Below are 15593 nucleotides of genomic sequence, written 5' to 3'. Positions count from 1 at the left end.
ACGGGCCAGGAACCCGCGCACCGCCTCGGCCAGCGTCACGCCCGCGGGCGCCTCGGCGGCCCTCGCCGCGGAAGCCGCCCGCGTGAGCAGGATCGCCCGCTCGGCGCCGTTGCGGGTCAGGGACGCGGCCCGCTCGAACTCGGCGCGTGCCTCGGCGTGCCGGCCGAGCCGGGCCAGCAGGTCCGCGCGCACGGCGGGCAGAAGGTGGTACCCCTTCAGGGCGGGCTCGCCGGCCAGCGTGTCCGCCAGGTCCAGCCCCGCCCGCGGCCCGTCGGCCATCGCCAGCGCGACCGCGCGGTTGAGCTGGACGACCGGGGTCGGCAGCACCCGCGCCAGCGCCGCGTAGAGTGCCGCGATCTGCGGCCAGTCGGTGTCCGCCGCGCTGGCCGCCCCCGCGTGGCACGCCGCGATGGCGGCCTGCAGCACGTACGGCCCGAGCGGGCCGCCGGCCTCCCTCGCCCGCAGCAGCGCCGCGAAGCCGCGCCGGATCAGCAGCGGGTCCCAGCGGCCCCGATTCTGCTCGTGCAGCGGCACGGGCTCGCCGGACGGGCCGGTGCGCGCGGCCGCCCGCGACTGCTGGAGCTCCATCAGCGCGACGAGGCCGTGCACCTCGGCGTCGTCGGGGGCGAGGCCCGCGAGGACCCGCCCCAGGCGCAGCGCCTCCAGGCACAGTGAGGGGCGCATCAGGTCGTCGCCCGCCGTGGCCGCGTACCCCTCGTTGAACACCAGGTAGATGACGTCGAGCACCGATCCCAGCCGGGCGGCCCGCTCCGGACCCGCCGGGACCTCGAAGGGGACGCCCGCCTCGGACAGCGCCCGCTTGGCCCGGACGATCCGCTGGGCCACGGCGGGCTCGGAGATGAGGAAGGCCCGCGCGATCTCGTCGGTGCGCAGGCCGCCGACGAGCCGCAGCGTCAGCGCCACCCGGGACTCGGTGGACAGCACCGGGTGGCAGGAGACGAACATCAGCCGCAGGACGTCGTCACCGACCTCCCCGTCGAGCGCCTCCAAGACGGCGTCCACGTCCCGCGTGCCCTCGTCCGGGCGGGTGGCGAGATCGTGCGCGAGCCGTTCGCGGCCGCGATCCTGGCGGTCCTCCCGGCGCAGGTGGTCGATGGCGCGGCGCTTGGCGATCGCCGTGAGCCAGGCACCGGGGTTGTCCGGGGTGCCCGACTCCGGCCACTGCTCCAGCGCGGCGAGCACCGCCTCCTGGGCGAGTTCCTCCGCCAGGCCCACGTCGCCGACCATCCGCGCCAGGCCGGCGACGATCCTCGCGGACTCCAGCTTCCAGACCGCGTCGATCACGCGATGGGCGTCCCCGGACGTCACGCCACCGATGAGAGCACCGCCCCTCCGTGCTCCGCGACCTCAGGCGGGCTCAGCGGGGGCCCAGGTCGGGGCCGAAGACCTGCTGGATGTAGCCGTGCCCGTCACCGACGATCTTCCAGAAGCGCCGGGACAGCTCCACGGCCTCCTCCCGCGAGCGCGTCTCGATCAGCGCGAAGCCGACGATGGCCTCCTTGGCCTCGGTGAAGGGGCCGTCGGTCACGGTGATCTCGCCGCCGGAGGAGCTGATGCGCACGCCGCCCGGCTCCAGGCCGCCCGTCGCCAGCAGGACGCCGGCCTTGGTCATCTCCTCGATGAACGCGCCCATCTCGGCCATCAGCGCCTCGTCCGGCTGCCCCGCGCCGTCGTCCCAGGTCGTCAGCATGAACCGCATGATCGTCTCTCTTTCTTCCTGATCCTGTCGTGGTCACGGCCGGGTGTGGTCTCCCGTGCCGCGTCGGCCGGGGCTCGCTCGCCCCTGCCTTCACCTACACGTCGCGCCGGCGGCGCCGAAATCGACCGGACCCACGGCCGGATCGCCGTGACCTGGGATTATGCCATCGATGTGACAGGTAACGCGCATATGACAGGTAATGCGCACCCTGCATCGCACCTCCGCCGGAGCGGGCGGGCCGGACGTACCCCGGGCGGCGTACGGCGGCGTCCCGCGCCGGCCCTCGGACTCTTCAGTTAAGAATGTTTTCAGTTCTGAGTCCGATCGCTACGCTGATCGTTCATGACTTTCACGCATCCCGCGCGATGGCTGGCGGCGTTATCACTCGCCGCGGGGCTGTCCGTGGCGGCTCCGGCACACGCCCACGAGGCGGCCGCACCCCCCTCCTCCGGCACCACCCTGGCCTCCGGCACCGTCCTGCGCGGACTGGACCTCGACCGCGCGACCGTCCTGGACATGCAGCGCGCCATGGACCGGGGCCACTTCGACTCGGTGACGCTCACGCGGTTCTACCTCGACCGCATCCGCGCGGTGGACCCGCTGCTGCACGCGGTCATCGCCACCAACCCCGCGGCTCTCCAGGAGGCGCGGCAGAGCGACCTGCGGCGCCGCCGCGGCGCGCACGGCGCGTTGGAAGGCATCCCCGTCCTGCTCAAGGACAACATCGACACCGCGGGACCGCTCCGCACGACCGCGGGCTCGCTCGCGCTCGCCGGGGCCCGCCCGACCCGGGACGCCTACCTGGTCCAGCGGCTGCGCGGCGCCGGCGCCGTGATCCTCGGCAAGGCCAACCTGTCGGAATGGGCCAACTTCCGCTCCAGCCCGTCCTCCAGCGGCTGGAGCGGGGTCGGCGGCCAGACCAACAACCCCTACGTCCTGGACCGCAACCCCTGCGGGTCCAGCAGCGGCTCGGCGGTCGCCGCCGCCGCGAGCCTGGCCGCGGTCACCATCGGCACCGAGACCGACGGCTCGATCGTCTGCCCGGCGAGCGTCAACGGCGTCGTCGGCATCAAACCCACCCTCGGCCTGGTCAGCCGCGCCGGAGTGGTGCCGCTCTCCCTGGCCCAGGACACCGCGGGCCCGATCACCAGGAACGTCACCGACGCCGCCGCCGTCCTCTCGGTCATCCAGGGCGTGGACCCGCGCGACCCGGCCACCGTGCCGGACGGCGCCCGCGACTACCTCAAGGCGCTCAAGCCCGACGCGCTGGCCGGCAAGCGCATCGGCGTCTGGCGCTCGGCGGCGGGCGACAACCAGGAGGCGATCGCCGCCCTGGACGCCGCCGTCGCCACGCTCCGGGCGCGCGGCGCGACCGTGGTCGACGGCCTCGAACTGCCGGGGATGGACCAGGCGGGCGAGGCCGAGTACCCGGCCCTGCTCACCGAGTTCAAGCACGACGTCAACGCCTACCTGGCCGCCACGCCCGGACGGCACCCCGACGACCTGGCCGGGCTGATCGAGTTCAACAAGCGGCACGCCTCGACCGAGCTCCGCTACTTCGGGCAGGAACTGTTCGAACAGGCGCAGGCGACCACCGGCGACCTGACCGACCCCGAGTACCGCGCGTTCAGGGACAAGGCGACCTCGCTCTCCCGTAAGGCGATCGACTCCGTGGTGGCCGAGAACCGGCTCGACGCGGTGCTCGCGCCGACCAACAACGCCGCCTGGGTGACCAGCCTGACCAAGGGCGACGACTTCACCGGCTTCGTCGCCTCCTCCTCGCCCTCGGCCATGTCCGGCTACCCCGCGATCACGGTCCCCGGCGGATACGCCAGGAGCGTGCTGCCGCTCGGCGTCACCTTCTTCGGCGGCCGGCTGTCCGAGCCGACCCTGATCGCCCTGGGCTACGCGTTCGAGCAGGCCGCCCACGTGCGCAAGCCCCCGACCTACCTGCGTACGCTGCCCTGAGCCCCGGCGTCCTCGCCGCACGCCGCCCCGTCGAACGCGGAGGGGGCGGCGTGCGCGGACGTCCGCGGCGGCGACGGTCGAACGAAATCAGTTGCCGGCGCGCCCGCGGCCCGGATACAAATCTCGGCGAGACACCCCGGCACACGCGCCGGGCACCAGAACACGAGAGGAGGGACGAGCCGATGAACCCCAAGCTCACCGCGCCGACGTCCTCCCGGGGTGCGGACCTGTCCTGACCCTCGTGCGGACGCGGCGCTCTCACCCGGAGTGTGCCTTGACCGTGGAACAGAACGACCTGACCATGCGCCCGATCACCGGGCGCGAAGAACTCGGCCTCTTCAACCGGCTGCCCTGCGTCCTCAACGACGAACTGGCCGGCGACCTCGACGCCCGTCGCCGCCGTCCCGAATGGATGTGGGTGGCGCTGCGGGGTGACCGCCTCGCCGGACGTGTCGCCTGGTGGGGGCGGGCGGGCGACGACACGCCGTACTGCCTGGACGTCTTCGACCTCGACGACGCCGGCGACCTCGACACCGGCGAGCTGCTCCTGCGGACGGCCATGGCCGGCGTCCTGCCGGCCGGGGCGTCTGCGCCCGAATACATCTGCTTCGCCCCGTCCGACTGGCGTGCGGAGACCGCGACCCGGCACGCCGTGCACGCGCGCATGACCGCACTGGAGCGGACCGGCGCCCGCCTGTTCGTCGAGCGGCTCTCCCTGGAATGGCGCGCCGGGACGCCGCTGCCCGAGCCCGGCGGACGGCTGGCCTTCCGGCCCTTCGCCGGCCGCGACGAGATCGTGTCGCTGATGACCTCGGTCTTGGACGGGACCCTGGACGCCCACGGCCGCGACGACCTCACCCGGATGTCGCCCAGGGAGGCGGCGACCCGGCACTACGAGGACGAACTCGCCCGCTATCCGACCCCGGAAGACTGGTGGCGGGTCGCGACCCTGCCGGGCGGTGAGCCGGTCGGGTTCGTCTTCCCGGCCCGCAACGACTACAACCCGATCATCGCCTACATCGGCGTCCTGCCCCGCCACCGCGGCAACGGCTACATCGACGAGATCCTCGCCGAAGGCACCCGCGTCCTCGCCGCGCGCGGCGCGCCCCGCATCCGGGCCGCCACGGACGTCGGCAACGTCCCCATGGCCGACGCCTTCCACCGCGCGGGCTACATCACCTACCAGCGGCTCATCACCATGACCTGGTCCTGATCGGCTCGCCCCCGATGGCCGTCACCCCGAGGCCGGAACGTCCTCTGCGGGGGCGGACTGGTTGAAACGGGACAGCGTCCATCGGGGCGGTGGCCATTGGGTGGGGTCCTGGTCGGTCACCCATTCGGTCATCGAGGCGGGGGACACCTTCAGATCGAAGGAGCGGTGGACCGGCAACAGCCCCAGGGCGTTGAACGAGATCTCGACCGTCTCGGCGTGGCCGACTATGACGAGTGTCTCGCCTCGATGGCGGTGGGCGAGGTCGACGACGGCGCGACTGGTCCGTGTCACCATTTCGGCCCAGGTCTCATTGCCAACCTGGAAGGGCCGGTAGACGCCGCCGCCCTCCGTGCCGAGACGCCTCGCGAACTCGGCGTGGGTGAGCCCGTCCGCCTCGGGCGGGGTGTGCCACGTGCAGAGCCCGCAGTCCTGGGAGACGGGCAGGCCGCCGACGGCCGCGATCGCCGCGGCCGTCTCCACGGCCCGCCGGAGGGTCGAGGAATGGACGGACGCCGTATCGTCCCCGATCTCCTCGGTGATCCACCGCCCGAGCCGCGCGGCCTGCCGTCGTCCTCGCGCGGTGAGGCCCTGACATCCTTGCGGCCCTCCGATGACGCCCTGTTCGGCATGGATGGATTCACCGTGACGCACGAAGAAGATGCGGGTCCGCATACGACGAATCATGTCAAGCGGAGCCATCCCCCTCGGCCAGTGCCTGACGCAGCGTGGCGGCGAAGGCGTCCGGGTCTCCTGGCATGCCGAACGTGCCGTCGGCGAAGCCACCGTGGTGGCTGGGGAAGACCACGGGCTTCGTGCCGAGCCGTTCCGCCACCGCAGCGCCCGCGCGGTTGGCCACCTCACCCTCCGACTCGGCGCCGACGCCGAGGACGATACGGGTGGGCGCGGCGCGCAGCGCGCCGAAGTCGTGCGCGTAGTGGGTGCACGTCATGCAGTTCTGCCGGAACAGCGGGTCGTCCCGGGAGCCGTCGTCCTCCGTGGGCAGGCCGAACTCGGCCGGGCTCGGCACGGGGCGGTCGGCGAAGTCAGCGGGGATCTCGCCGCGCAGGCCGGCGAACACGATGAACTTCGCCATGGCCGGCCCGAAACCGTCCCGCTCGTAGGTGCGGCGGATGTCCGCGACGGCGGCGAGCGCCCGCTCCCGGTCCGGCAGGGTCTGGAAGGCGGGCGGCTCGTGCGCCACGAGCGTGCGCACCTGCTCCGGATGCCGGGCCACCAGCGCGAGCGCGTTGACGGCGCCCCCGCTGCTGGCGAAGATCTCGACGGGCCCGCCGCCGAGCGCGGCGATCAGCCGGTGCAGGTCGTCCGCGTGCAGGTCGGGGGTGGACTCGGCGGCGCCGTCCGTCCGCTCGCTGCGCCCGACCCCGCGCGGGTCGTAGGTCACCACCGTGCGGTCCTGGAAGCGCTCGGCGAGGGCGGCGAACCCGCTCGCGTCCATCGGCGACCCGATCATCAGCAGGATCGGCGCGGTGCTCGTCTCGGCCGCCTCCCGCACGTCGTAACGCAGGACGCAGCCGGGGACCTCAAGGGTGTGGGTCCTGGGGTCGGTCATGCGGTCAACCCTTCATCGATGCTCGTCATGGCGCGGAATCGTACACCAGTTCGAGAGCTGGGGAGGTGATATCGACGAATCTGTGGACGGCCTGATGGACCCGGGACGTGAGAGGAAGATCTCGCCGCGAACAGGCACCCAGGCCGCGCGTCCAATCCGATTGGATCCGGGACGTGGAAGCGGAATCTCGCCGTGAACAAGACGCCCGGGCCGCGCGTCCTATTCGCTGTGAAGACGCGTACACCGTTCGTCCTGTCGATCGCCCTGCTCGCGGCGCTCGCCGCCTCCGGCGTCCCCGCCCAGGCCCAGGCGGCCAAGGAGGCCGCGCCGGCACGTTGCCGTACGACGCAGCTCAAGGCGAGCCTCGGCCGGCTCGACTCCGGGGCCGGCCAGCGGTACGTGCCGCTGGTGCTCACCAACACCTCGGCCAGGACGTGCTGGGTCTACGGCTTCGCCGGCCTCGTCATGATCGACGCCAAGGGTGACGCCCTCCGCACCAGGACCCGCAGGACGAACACCGTCCCGCACCGCGTCACCCTCCGACCCGGACGCGCCGCACGCTCCACCCTGCACTGGACCGTGATGACCACGGGCGACGAGAGAACCTGCCCCCCGGCCGCCCGCCTCATGATCATCCCCCCCGACGAGATCGCCCACCTGGAAATCCCCTTCACCGCCACCGTCTGCGACGACGGCCGCATCGACACCACCCCCTTCCGCTGACCACTCCGCGCGGCGGATGGTCGCGCGGGTGTTCACCTGGGGTGGTTGATCTCGGGCCGTGGGGTTCGCGCCGTCGGGCTTCGGGCTGTGGGGTTCGCGCTGTTGTGCTTCGGGCTGTTGGGGCTTCGCGCCGTCAGTAGTTGCGCACTAGTTGGGCGGGCTTACGGCGGCCGACCACGGCGAGCCCGCACGGGTGGGCTTGATCACTTCAATGCCTTCGCGCAGGTGTCTGGCGGGTCGGCTGTATGGCGGGGGCGATGAGGAGAGGGGCGTGGTGGTTGAGGTGTGTGGAGCCCACCCGTGCGGCGCCGTCGTGGCCGAGCACCGTGATCCCACCCACAACTGCGCGCCCGCGTGCAGCGCGACAGGTGCGCACTTGTTGGGTGGGCTTACGGTGGCCGGCCACGGCGAGCCCGCACGGGGTGGGCTCGATCACTTCAATGCCTTCGTGTGGGCGTTTGCTGGCTGTAAGCGCCCGCGAGTCGCGCGAGATGAGAAGTGTGCTCGGCGTGACCAGCGAACTACCTGCCGCGCGACGTGTGTCGCGTGCAGGGGGTTGGTTTCGCGTTCGGCGGAGGGGCTTCGCTTTCAGCGCAGAAGTATCGAAAAGTTCGTGGCCTTCTTTTAGCGTCGCGCCATGCGTCCTGTTCAGGTCACACCGGTCATATGGCAGTTCCCTTCTCCTGTCGGACACGTCTACCTCGTTCGAATACCCGGCGGATACGCGCTGATCGACACCGGTGTGCCGGGATCCGCGCCTGAGATCCTCGATGCTCTGGCGCAGGTCGGCGCCCGGCCCCGGGACGTCCGGGAGATCGTGCTGACTCACGGTCACGTCGACCACATGGGGTCGGCCGCGGACCTGGTCGAGGCGACCGGCGCCCGCGTGCTGGCCGGAGCCGCGGACGCCCCGGTCATCCGTGGGCTGCGCCCGGAACCCGAGGTGACCTTCACCGACTCCGAGCGTGTTCTCCACGAGCAGGTCATGGCGGGGTTCGCCGCGGCCGGGCTCCCGCCCCTGAGGCATGTGGAGGTGGATGTGGAACTGCGGGACGGCGACGTCCTCGACGGCTGGGGGGAGACCGTGCGGGTTCTGCACGTGCCCGGGCACACCCCGGGGAGCGTCGCGCTCCATCTGCCTTCCAGCGGCGTGCTCTTCCCGGGCGACAATGTCGCCGCCGCGGAGGGACGCGTGATCCTCGGGCCGTTCAACGTGGCCAGGCAGGAGGCCATCGCGTCCTTCCACCGGCTGGCGGAGCTGGACGTGGAGACACTGTGCGTCCCGCACGGCGACCCGGTCGTGGAGGGCGCCGGCGCTCTGCTGAAAGCGTCCACTCCGGAGAAGGACTGGCTGTGAGACGTCGGCGGGCGGAAGGCGGCGGTGGGCCGGGTGGAGGACGTCCTGGCGGACGGATATCCGCCTGGCGGTGGACGGGGGATCAAAGACGGCTTTGACGACCGGGGACGGGTCCGCTTCCTACCTTTGACCCATGGAAATCACCGCGAATCCGATTCGTCGTGCGGCCGTGGGCGTCAGCCTCGTCCTCGCCGCCCTCGCCCTTCCCCTCACCGCGCACGCGGCCACCGCGCCGTCGTCCACCCCCAAGGCGTCCGTCACCACGGCGGCGGCCACCTACGGCCCCTACTGGGACCTGCGCCAGTGCTCGGTGGCGGCCTCCGGGTCCGGCGGGTACTGCTTCCTGCGGAACGGCCGTTGGTACCTCTACGTCCCGTGACGACCGGCACACGGACGAGGCCCCCGGAGCAGGAGTGCTCCGGGGGCCTCGTCATGTGTCCGCACGCCGGGAGCGCCGACAAGCCATGGGAGGAAGCGGGATGAAAGGGTTTCCGTCTAGTCGGGCTCCGGGGAGCCGGGGCGGACGATGCCGGTCTCGTAGGCGTATCGGACGGCCTGGGCCCGGTCGCGCAGGGAGAGCTTGGCCAGCAGGCGGTTGATGTGCGTGGACACCGTGGCGTGGCTGATGAACAGTGCCGTGGCGATCTCGGCGTTGGACAGGCCCTGCGCGACGAGGCGGAGCACCTGCTCCTCCCGCGCGGTCAACCCGGAGTCGGAGGCGGCGGGGGCCGCCGGGGTGCGCCGGTAGGCGTCGATCACCCGCCGTGTGACGGTCGGGTCGAGCAGCATGCCGCCCCGCGCCGCGCTGCGGATCGCCGCGAACAGGTGCTCGGGCGGCGACACCTTGAGCAGGAAGCCGCTGACGCCGGAGTGCAGCGCGCGGTCGAGGTTCTCGTCGGTGTCGTACGTCGTCAGCATGATCACCCGGGGCGGGTCCGGCGCGGCGATTATCCGCCGGGCCGCCTCCAGCCCGTCCACGCGCGGCATCGCGATGTCCAGGAGCACGACGTCGGGCCGCAGGCTTCTCGCCAGTTCCACGGCACGCTCCCCGTCGGACGCCTCGCCGAGCACGGACAGGTCGGGCTGGGTGCCGATCACCAGGCGCAGCCCGGCCCTGATCATCGCCTGGTCGTCGGCGATGAGGATCCCGACCGGGCCGCCACCCGCGGCGGGCCCGGTCACAGGGGAAGCACCGCCCGCACCGCGAACCCGCCGGAGCCCAGCGGCCCCGTGGTCAGCGTGCCCCGGAACAGCGCGGCCCGCTCCCGCATGCCGATCAGGCCGTGCCCGCCCTCCCGTGCGGCGGCGGCCCGCGCCGGGTTTCCGCGCGGCCCCTGGTCCACCACCTCCAGGTGGAGCTCGTGCGGGTGGTATCCGACGGTCACCGCGGCCTTCGTCGGGCCCGCGTGCTTGAGGGTGTTGGTCAGCGCCTCCTGCACGATGCGGTAGGCGGACAAATCGAGTCCCGCGGGCAGCCGCACCGGCTCGCCCCGCACGTCGAGCGTCACCTCCAGCCCCGCCGCGCGGACCTGGTCGAGCAGGTCGTCCAGCCGGTCGAGCCGGGGCTGCCCGTCGAGCTCGTCGTCGCGCGACCCGCGCAGCAGCCCCAGCATGCGCCGCAGTTCGTCGACGGCCTCCCGGCCCGTCTCCTCGACCGTGGTGAGCATCCGCCGCTCCCGTTCCTGCTCCTCGCCGAGCATCAGCCGTACGCCGCCGGCCTGCATCGTCATCACGCTGACGCTGTGCGCCACGATGTCGTGCAGCTCGCGGGCGATACGGGCGCGCTCCTCCGACACGGCCTCGCGGGCTAGCAGCTCCCCGCGCTCGGCGGCCTGCACGGCGAGCACCCGGTGGCGTCGCACCGCCACCCCGGCGCCGCCGGCGATCGCGGACATGACCAGCCCCACGGCGACGTCGCCCCACCCGGGAGGAGGGGAGGAGTTGGAGAACATGAAGAACAGGTAGCCGCCGGTCGCGGCCAGCCCGGTCGCGGCCCTGGCGCCGCGCGACGGCGCCTCCGACAGGAGCGTGAACAGCAGCACGAGCTGCGTGTAGAACTGCCAGGCGGCGGGGGACTCGCGCAGCAGGGCGAACGAGACGATGCTCGCGCCCGAGTAGATCAGCAGGACGGCGAAGGGCGCCCGGCGCCGGAACAGCACCAGGACCGCGGCCGCGGCGCCGACGACGACCCACGGCGCGAGGTGCTCACGGGACGGGGCGGCCGTGCGCCCGCTGATCTCCTCGGCGATCGCGAACAGGCCCACGACGCCCGCGACCAGCCAGTCGGCGAGCGTGGGGGGATTGCGACGGAACATGAGCGAAGGTTAGCCGCGGCCGTCGCGGTACCGTTCCACGGGTCGGCGTGCCGCCACGCGCGCCCCGTGCGCCTCCGCCTCCAGGAGGACCCCGGATCAACGAGTGCTTTGACGACGGGACGGGGCATCGATTTCTACGGTCTCCGCATGATTTCCCACGCGAACTCGTTCCGCCGCGTCGCGGCGGGCGCAAGCCTCGTCCTCGCCCCGCTCTGCCTGCTCCTCGGCATGGCCGCCGACCCCACCCGGCCCGGCGTGGACGACCCGCTGGTGTACGCGAACAACCCGGTGGCGGTCGGCGTCAGCGCGACGCTCCTGCACTACGCCTGGGTGCTGTGGGTGCCCGGGGTCATCGGGCTCGTCCACCTGGTGCGCCGCAAGGGCGTCGTGCTCGCCCACATCGCCGGAGTGGTGGCCGTCCTCGGCCTCATCAACTTCTCCAGCCTCATGATCTCCGACTTCTTCGACATCGTCCTGTTCCGGAACCTGCCCGTCGACCAGGCCGAGAAGCTGATGCAGGACGCGGCGCAGCCCGCGATGATCGCCGCCTGGCAGCTGCCCGGGATGATCGGCTCCTTCCTCGGCCTGGTCCTGGTCGCCGTCGCGTACGCCAGGGCGGGCCGGGCCGGCTGGTGGTTCCCGGCCGGGGTGCTCGCCGGCATCGCGATCTGGCTCGTCGGCGCCAGCTCCTGGAACCTCATCCTCGGCCTGGGCGGCCCCGTCCTCCTGCTGGTCGTCTTCGGCGCCGTCGGCGTCTCCCTCATCCGCATGCCGGACGAGCAGTGGTCCCCGGCCAGAACCGGAGCTGAGCACTGAAGTCCTCAGGGCCACTCGATGCGAATGATGTACGCCTCACGCTGCTCGTCCATGACCACATACGTGACCAGGCCGCGTTCGCCGAGGTGTGAGTGAGCATGTTGCCCTTTGGATTGGCCGGGTCGTACCCCCGACCACTCCATGGTGCGGTCTCAAGCAGGGTGAACAGTTCGGCGAGGGGGGACAGGGCCTGTTCGGGAAGAGCGGCGATTTGTTCCTCGGCGATCGGGTCGAGGATGACTACGTACACCTACAGCTCGACTCCGCGCGCGGCGAGTACCTCACGCCACGGTCTTCCCGTGGAAGTGGGTTCGCCGGTGAGGATCTGTGCGGCCTTCGCGTGCATCTGGCGGCGCCCCTCGGGATCTTTCGCCGAGTCGCACGCGGTGATCCACCACCGATGGACGAAGTCGTTCAGCGCACCGAGGTCCAGGGTCACTCGCACCTCGTCCAAGACCGTCTTCAGTCCTGAGTCGAACGCCGTACGGTCCTGGGGCACGATCAGGGCGGCACGTATGGCTCGCAGGTTCCTCTCCGGAATGGGCGAGCCGGAAGGGGTGAAGTCCTGGGGTTGTGCCGTCATGGTCGCGCCTCCCGTCCCTTGTAGCTAGAGCCTACCGAGTAAGGGCGTGATGGGCTGCCTCGATCCTGGCGCGACGGTCGATCGGCGGGAAGAGGAGTGGCGGATACCGGTTCGGGCCTCATGGGATGGCTGACCGGACAGGTGCGCGCCGGCGCCCCGGAGAGGCGGTCACCTGATCTGGAACAGGTCCTGGGCAGGCCCGCCGAGATCGTCGTCTCCCGTGTGACGTCCCAACACCCCGCCGGCGCGCGCTGAGACGAGGCGGGCTCGCCGCCGGGGATCGGGGGGCGCCCGCTCAGCGGGACTGGGCGTACGCCGGTGGGCGGTTCGCTGCTGAACTGGGTCGCGCGGAAGGGCGGGGCGGACCGCGGCACGGGCGCCGCGGTCCGCCTGTCGCCGCGTGAACCTGGAGGGTGCATGGGAGACGAACTGACCGTTCACCGGGACGCGGGCTGCGCCAGGGTGGTGCTGAACAGGCCCGAGGTGCACAACGCGCTGAGCGTGACGGTGCTGGCGGAGCTGGAGCGGGTCGTGGCCGAGCTCGACGCGGACGACGGCGTCGGCGTCATCGTGATCAGCGGTGCGGGCGGGCGTGCCTTCTCCTCCGGGTTCGACCTGCGGGACGCCGGGGGAGGGGCGGCGCGGCGGGGTCCGCGCGCCTACCCGGACGTCCCCCGCCCGGGCCGGCTTCCCGGGTTCGACGCCGTGGCGAGGTGCGCCGCGCCGGTCGTCGCCGCGATCGACGGCTACTGCCTGGGCGGGGGGCTGGAGCTGGCGATGCTGTGCGACGTGCGCGTCGCGACCCGCTCCTCCACGTTCGGGCTGCCCGAGCCGCGCCGCGGCCTGATGGGCGGAGCCGGCCTGGCGCACGTGTCGCGGGCCGTCCCGCTCGGCGAAGCCCTGTGGCTGCACCTGACGGGCGCGCGGATGACCGCGGAGCGCGCGCACCAGATCGGGCTCGTGCAGGCGCTGGCCGACGACGCGGACGGGCTGGACGCGCAGGTGGACGAGGTGGTCGCGCAGATCCTGCAGGGGTCGCCACTGGCCGTGCGGTTCATCAAGCGTGTCGTGCGCGAGGGCCGGGAGCTGAGCGTCGAGCAGCAGTGGCGTTTCGCGGAGATGTTCCAGTTCGTGATGGGCGGCAGCGAGGACGCGGCCGAAGGGCCCCGGGCCTTCGCCGAGCGTCGCGACCCCGCCTGGACCCGCGGCCAGGAAAGGCCACGCCCCCCGGGCTGAGAGCCTCACATCTGAAGGGTGTTCACTGTGCGGCGGCCTCCGATGCGGACCGTCGCCCTTTGGGGTTTCGGACAGTCGCCGTGCTGAACACGCCCGTGGATGCAGGTGTCGTCGCGGGACTCGGCCGCCCTTGGCTGGTTTCGGTCCCGTGACGGCTCTGTGTACGTTGACGCACTACCGGGTGGATGTTACACATGGCTTGAATCCCATTCAGTTCGGTGGAACACGTCCCCAGGCGGCGTGGCGGGGCGCTTCCCGCCACCCGGAACTCCTCTCGGGTGCAGGCGGGTGTGGTTGGCGGCTCACGGCTAGGGACGAATCCGGCGAAAGCTCGCTTTCTGTGATCTTCTTCACTCTCTTCCCTGATGTCCATCTCGTTGCTACATTCAAAACAAGAATTCATTTCAGTTCTGGGGAGATGTGATGACCGCTCTCTCTGCCGAGCCAGGCCAAGCGACGTCCGCGCGGCGAGAGCTCCCGCCGTCGATGGTCGAGCGGATGACGCTGATCATCGACGCGTTCGATGGACGTTTCACCCACCTCACGCTGGAGGACGTGGCCCGGTGCACGCACCTGCCGCGCTCGACGGCGCATCGCATCCTTGACCAACTCGTACGACTCCAGTGGCTGGAGCACACCTCCTCGGGCTACAGCCTGGGCAAGCGGGCCCTCGGGCTCGGCGGTGGCGACGGCAGCCACGGGGAGATCCGCGAGGCCGCCGCGCCGCTGCTGCACGACCTGCAGATGAGAACCGGCATGGTGGTCCACCTCGCGGTCCTGGACGGCCCTGAGGTCTTCTACCTGGACAAGGTCGGCGGGCGCTTCGCCCTCGCCGTGCCCTCACGCGTCGGCGGCCGGGCCCCGGCGCACTCCACCGCGCTGGGCAAGGCGATCCTCGCCTGGCTGGAGCCCGAGCGGGTCGAGGAACTGGTCCACGACAGGATCAGCCGGCTCACCAGCCGGACGATCGGCGACCTCGGCACCCTGCACCAGGAACTCCACCGCATCCGGCGGCGCCAAGGGCTGGCCTTCGAACGCGGCGAGAGCTTCCCCGCCATCGCCTGCGCGGCCGCGGCGATCCGTGGCCAGGAGGGCCCCGTGGCGAGCATCTCTCTCGTCGGCGACAGCCAGACGCCGCTGGAGAACGTCGCCCCGCTGGTGGTGGACGCGGCCCGGCAGGCGTCGCTCGCCCTCTTCTCCTGTGAGGACGACCAGCGGGGACGCTCCCGTCAGGCCGCCCGGGTGCAGGGGCGGACCTGGTCGACGGAGACCATGGACCGCTGGCTCAGCATGGGCGGCACCGACGGCTGGCTGTGAGGCACGGCCGGTTCACTCCCCCTGGCCCACGCGGTTCCAGTCCCAGTGGTCCGCCCAGCCCCACAGGCCGGGAGCGAACAGCGCCTGATCGGCGTCCCTGTCGTGGTCGACACCGAACCGGCCGCGGTAGAACACCAGGGGACGCCGTTCGGCGCCCCGCTCCAGCTCCAGGACCCGCCCGATCACGACATCGTGGTCCCCGGCGGTGTGCACGTCGCCGACCTCGGCGTGCACGCGCAGCAGCGCGCCGGGCAACACCGGAGTGCCCCAGCGGGACGGCTCCCAGTCGAGCCCGTCGTACTTCCTGCCCGCACTGGAGCCGAACCGGGCGCACAGGTCGGTCTGGTCTTCGCCCAGCACGTTCACGGTGAACCGCCCGGACTTCCTGATCCTGGGCCAGGTCCGGCTCCCGTGCCCGGCACAGAACAGGATCAGCGGCGGTTCGAGCGACACCGACGCGAACGCCTGGCACGCGAATCCCACCGGCTCTCCTTCGTCGATGCCGGTGATGACCGTCACGCCGCTCGCGAACAGGCTCATCGCCCGCCGCATCTCCGTAGGGTCTGGAGGGGTCACGCCGGTAGCCTCCACAACGAGCGCGTGCTCGGCTGTCATGTGGTTCACCTCGGGAAACGTCGGGCGCCGCCCCATCGGCGGCCCGGGGTGACGAAGTTACGGGCCATCGGGCGCCGCGTCCGGACCGGATCCCGCTGAGCGGAAGCGCCGTCGCGCGCCGTCCGGTGTTCCGGCCCCGTTCCGGGCGGGGAGCGGGCCG

General features: G+C 72.0%; 15 protein-coding genes and 1 pseudogene. 8 read left to right on the top strand and 8 right to left on the bottom strand.

Annotation, left to right across the window (positions count from 1 at the left end; genetic code table 11):
- Positions 1-75 precede the first annotated feature (75 nt).
- Positions 76-1302: pseudogene (locus tag BJ982_RS40830) on the bottom strand (RNA polymerase sigma factor); the annotation flags it as partial.
- 76 nt (positions 1303-1378) lie between these two features.
- Positions 1379-1711 (bottom strand): YciI family protein, encoded by a 333-nt coding sequence (locus BJ982_RS01255; RefSeq protein ID WP_239123020.1) that lies wholly within the window; start codon positions 1709-1711, stop codon positions 1379-1381.
- 351 nt (positions 1712-2062) lie between these two features.
- Here BJ982_RS01255 and BJ982_RS01250 point away from each other — a divergent pair, with 351 nt between their 5' ends.
- Positions 2063-3688: an amidase gene (locus BJ982_RS01250; RefSeq protein ID WP_184875751.1), complete on the top strand. Its 1626-nt coding sequence runs from the start codon at positions 2063-2065 to the stop codon at positions 3686-3688.
- 274 nt (positions 3689-3962) lie between these two features.
- Positions 3963-4901: a GNAT family N-acetyltransferase gene (locus tag BJ982_RS01245; protein ID WP_203959095.1), complete on the top strand. Its 939-nt coding sequence runs from the start codon at positions 3963-3965 to the stop codon at positions 4899-4901.
- A gap of 21 nt (positions 4902-4922) precedes the next feature.
- Here BJ982_RS01245 and BJ982_RS01240 read toward each other — a convergent pair whose 3' ends face one another.
- Together BJ982_RS01240 and BJ982_RS01235 are read right to left on the bottom strand one after the other, a co-directional pair.
- Positions 4923-5573, bottom strand: a complete 651-nt coding sequence (locus tag BJ982_RS01240; protein ID WP_184875749.1) for a histidine phosphatase family protein — start codon at positions 5571-5573, stop codon at positions 4923-4925.
- A gap of 13 nt (positions 5574-5586) precedes the next feature.
- Positions 5587-6471 carry an alpha/beta fold hydrolase gene (locus BJ982_RS01235; protein WP_184875747.1) on the bottom strand — a complete coding sequence of 295 codons (885 nt, stop codon included), beginning with the start codon at positions 6469-6471 and terminating at the stop codon, positions 5587-5589.
- A 228-nt stretch (positions 6472-6699) separates the two neighbouring features.
- Between BJ982_RS01235 and BJ982_RS01230 the strand changes: the two genes are divergently transcribed.
- The 3 genes from BJ982_RS01230 (at position 6700) to BJ982_RS01220 (ending at position 8930) form a co-directional block, all read left to right on the top strand.
- A complete protein-coding gene (locus tag BJ982_RS01230) occupies positions 6700-7194 on the top strand; it encodes a DUF4232 domain-containing protein (protein WP_184875745.1) in 495 nt (164 codons plus the stop codon).
- A 637-nt stretch (positions 7195-7831) separates the two neighbouring features.
- The gene (locus tag BJ982_RS01225; protein WP_184875743.1) at positions 7832-8551 is read left to right on the top strand and encodes an MBL fold metallo-hydrolase; all 720 of its coding nucleotides are present in this window, start codon (positions 7832-7834) and stop codon (positions 8549-8551) included.
- 133 nt (positions 8552-8684) lie between these two features.
- On the top strand, positions 8685-8930 hold the full coding sequence (locus BJ982_RS01220) for a hypothetical protein (RefSeq protein ID WP_184875741.1): 246 nt from the start codon (positions 8685-8687) through the stop codon (positions 8928-8930).
- Between the two features lie 116 nt (positions 8931-9046).
- Here the strand turns inward: BJ982_RS01220 and BJ982_RS01215 are convergent, their stop codons facing one another.
- Together BJ982_RS01215 and BJ982_RS01210 are read right to left on the bottom strand one after the other, a co-directional pair.
- Complete coding sequence (locus BJ982_RS01215) at positions 9047-9733, bottom strand: response regulator (RefSeq protein WP_184875739.1); 687 nt, start codon at positions 9731-9733, stop codon at positions 9047-9049.
- Positions 9730-10866, bottom strand: coding sequence for a sensor histidine kinase (locus BJ982_RS01210; RefSeq protein WP_184875737.1), 1137 nt, complete (start codon positions 10864-10866; stop codon positions 9730-9732). The genes BJ982_RS01215 and BJ982_RS01210 overlap by 4 nt, the downstream gene beginning before the upstream one ends.
- Positions 10867-11013: 147 nt before the next feature.
- On the opposite strand from BJ982_RS01210, the gene BJ982_RS01205 reads away from it, so the two are divergent.
- Positions 11014-11682, top strand: coding sequence for a hypothetical protein (locus BJ982_RS01205; protein WP_184875735.1), 669 nt, complete (start codon positions 11014-11016; stop codon positions 11680-11682).
- A 250-nt stretch (positions 11683-11932) separates the two neighbouring features.
- Here BJ982_RS01205 and BJ982_RS01200 read toward each other — a convergent pair whose 3' ends face one another.
- Positions 11933-12265 carry a DUF6247 family protein gene (locus tag BJ982_RS01200; RefSeq protein ID WP_184875733.1) on the bottom strand — a complete coding sequence of 111 codons (333 nt, stop codon included), beginning with the start codon at positions 12263-12265 and terminating at the stop codon, positions 11933-11935.
- A gap of 417 nt (positions 12266-12682) precedes the next feature.
- On the opposite strand from BJ982_RS01200, the gene BJ982_RS01195 reads away from it, so the two are divergent.
- Both BJ982_RS01195 and BJ982_RS01190 read left to right on the top strand, forming a co-directional pair.
- Positions 12683-13501 (top strand): enoyl-CoA hydratase/isomerase family protein, encoded by an 819-nt coding sequence (locus BJ982_RS01195; RefSeq protein WP_184875731.1) that lies wholly within the window; start codon positions 12683-12685, stop codon positions 13499-13501.
- A gap of 423 nt (positions 13502-13924) precedes the next feature.
- Positions 13925-14818, top strand: coding sequence for an IclR family transcriptional regulator (locus BJ982_RS01190; protein WP_203959096.1), 894 nt, complete (start codon positions 13925-13927; stop codon positions 14816-14818).
- A 12-nt stretch (positions 14819-14830) separates the two neighbouring features.
- On the opposite strand, the gene BJ982_RS01185 is transcribed toward BJ982_RS01190, so the two are convergent.
- Positions 14831-15433, bottom strand: coding sequence for a flavin reductase family protein (locus BJ982_RS01185; RefSeq protein ID WP_203959097.1), 603 nt, complete (start codon positions 15431-15433; stop codon positions 14831-14833).
- Between the last annotated feature and the right edge of the window lie 160 nt (positions 15434-15593).

The organism is Sphaerisporangium siamense (assembly GCF_014205275.1).
GTDB lineage: Bacteria > Actinomycetota > Actinomycetes > Streptosporangiales > Streptosporangiaceae > Sphaerisporangium > Sphaerisporangium siamense.
This window is presented reverse-complemented; position numbering and strand designations above follow the sequence as displayed.

What these genes read in the sequence shown, in the direction of transcription:
- BJ982_RS01255 (WP_239123020.1), bottom strand. Translation starts at nt 1,711, where the DNA reads ATGCTGACGACCTGGGACGACGGCGCGGGGCAGCCGGACGAGGCGCTG.
- BJ982_RS01250 (WP_184875751.1), top strand. Translation starts at nt 2,063, where the DNA reads ATGACTTTCACGCATCCCGCGCGATGGCTGGCGGCGTTATCACTCGCC.
- BJ982_RS01240 (WP_184875749.1), bottom strand. Translation starts at nt 5,573, where the DNA reads ATGCGGACCCGCATCTTCTTCGTGCGTCACGGTGAATCCATCCATGCC.
- BJ982_RS01235 (WP_184875747.1), bottom strand. Translation starts at nt 6,471, where the DNA reads ATGACCGACCCCAGGACCCACACCCTTGAGGTCCCCGGCTGCGTCCTG.
- BJ982_RS01225 (WP_184875743.1), top strand. Translation starts at nt 7,832, where the DNA reads ATGCGTCCTGTTCAGGTCACACCGGTCATATGGCAGTTCCCTTCTCCT.
- BJ982_RS01220 (WP_184875741.1), top strand. Translation starts at nt 8,685, where the DNA reads ATGGAAATCACCGCGAATCCGATTCGTCGTGCGGCCGTGGGCGTCAGC.
- BJ982_RS01210 (WP_184875737.1), bottom strand. Translation starts at nt 10,866, where the DNA reads ATGTTCCGTCGCAATCCCCCCACGCTCGCCGACTGGCTGGTCGCGGGC.
- BJ982_RS01205 (WP_184875735.1), top strand. Translation starts at nt 11,014, where the DNA reads ATGATTTCCCACGCGAACTCGTTCCGCCGCGTCGCGGCGGGCGCAAGC.
- BJ982_RS01200 (WP_184875733.1), bottom strand. Translation starts at nt 12,265, where the DNA reads ATGACGGCACAACCCCAGGACTTCACCCCTTCCGGCTCGCCCATTCCG.
- BJ982_RS01195 (WP_184875731.1), top strand. Translation starts at nt 12,683, where the DNA reads ATGGGAGACGAACTGACCGTTCACCGGGACGCGGGCTGCGCCAGGGTG.
- BJ982_RS01190 (WP_203959096.1), top strand. Translation starts at nt 13,925, where the DNA reads ATGACCGCTCTCTCTGCCGAGCCAGGCCAAGCGACGTCCGCGCGGCGA.
- BJ982_RS01185 (WP_203959097.1), bottom strand. Translation starts at nt 15,433, where the DNA reads ATGACAGCCGAGCACGCGCTCGTTGTGGAGGCTACCGGCGTGACCCCT.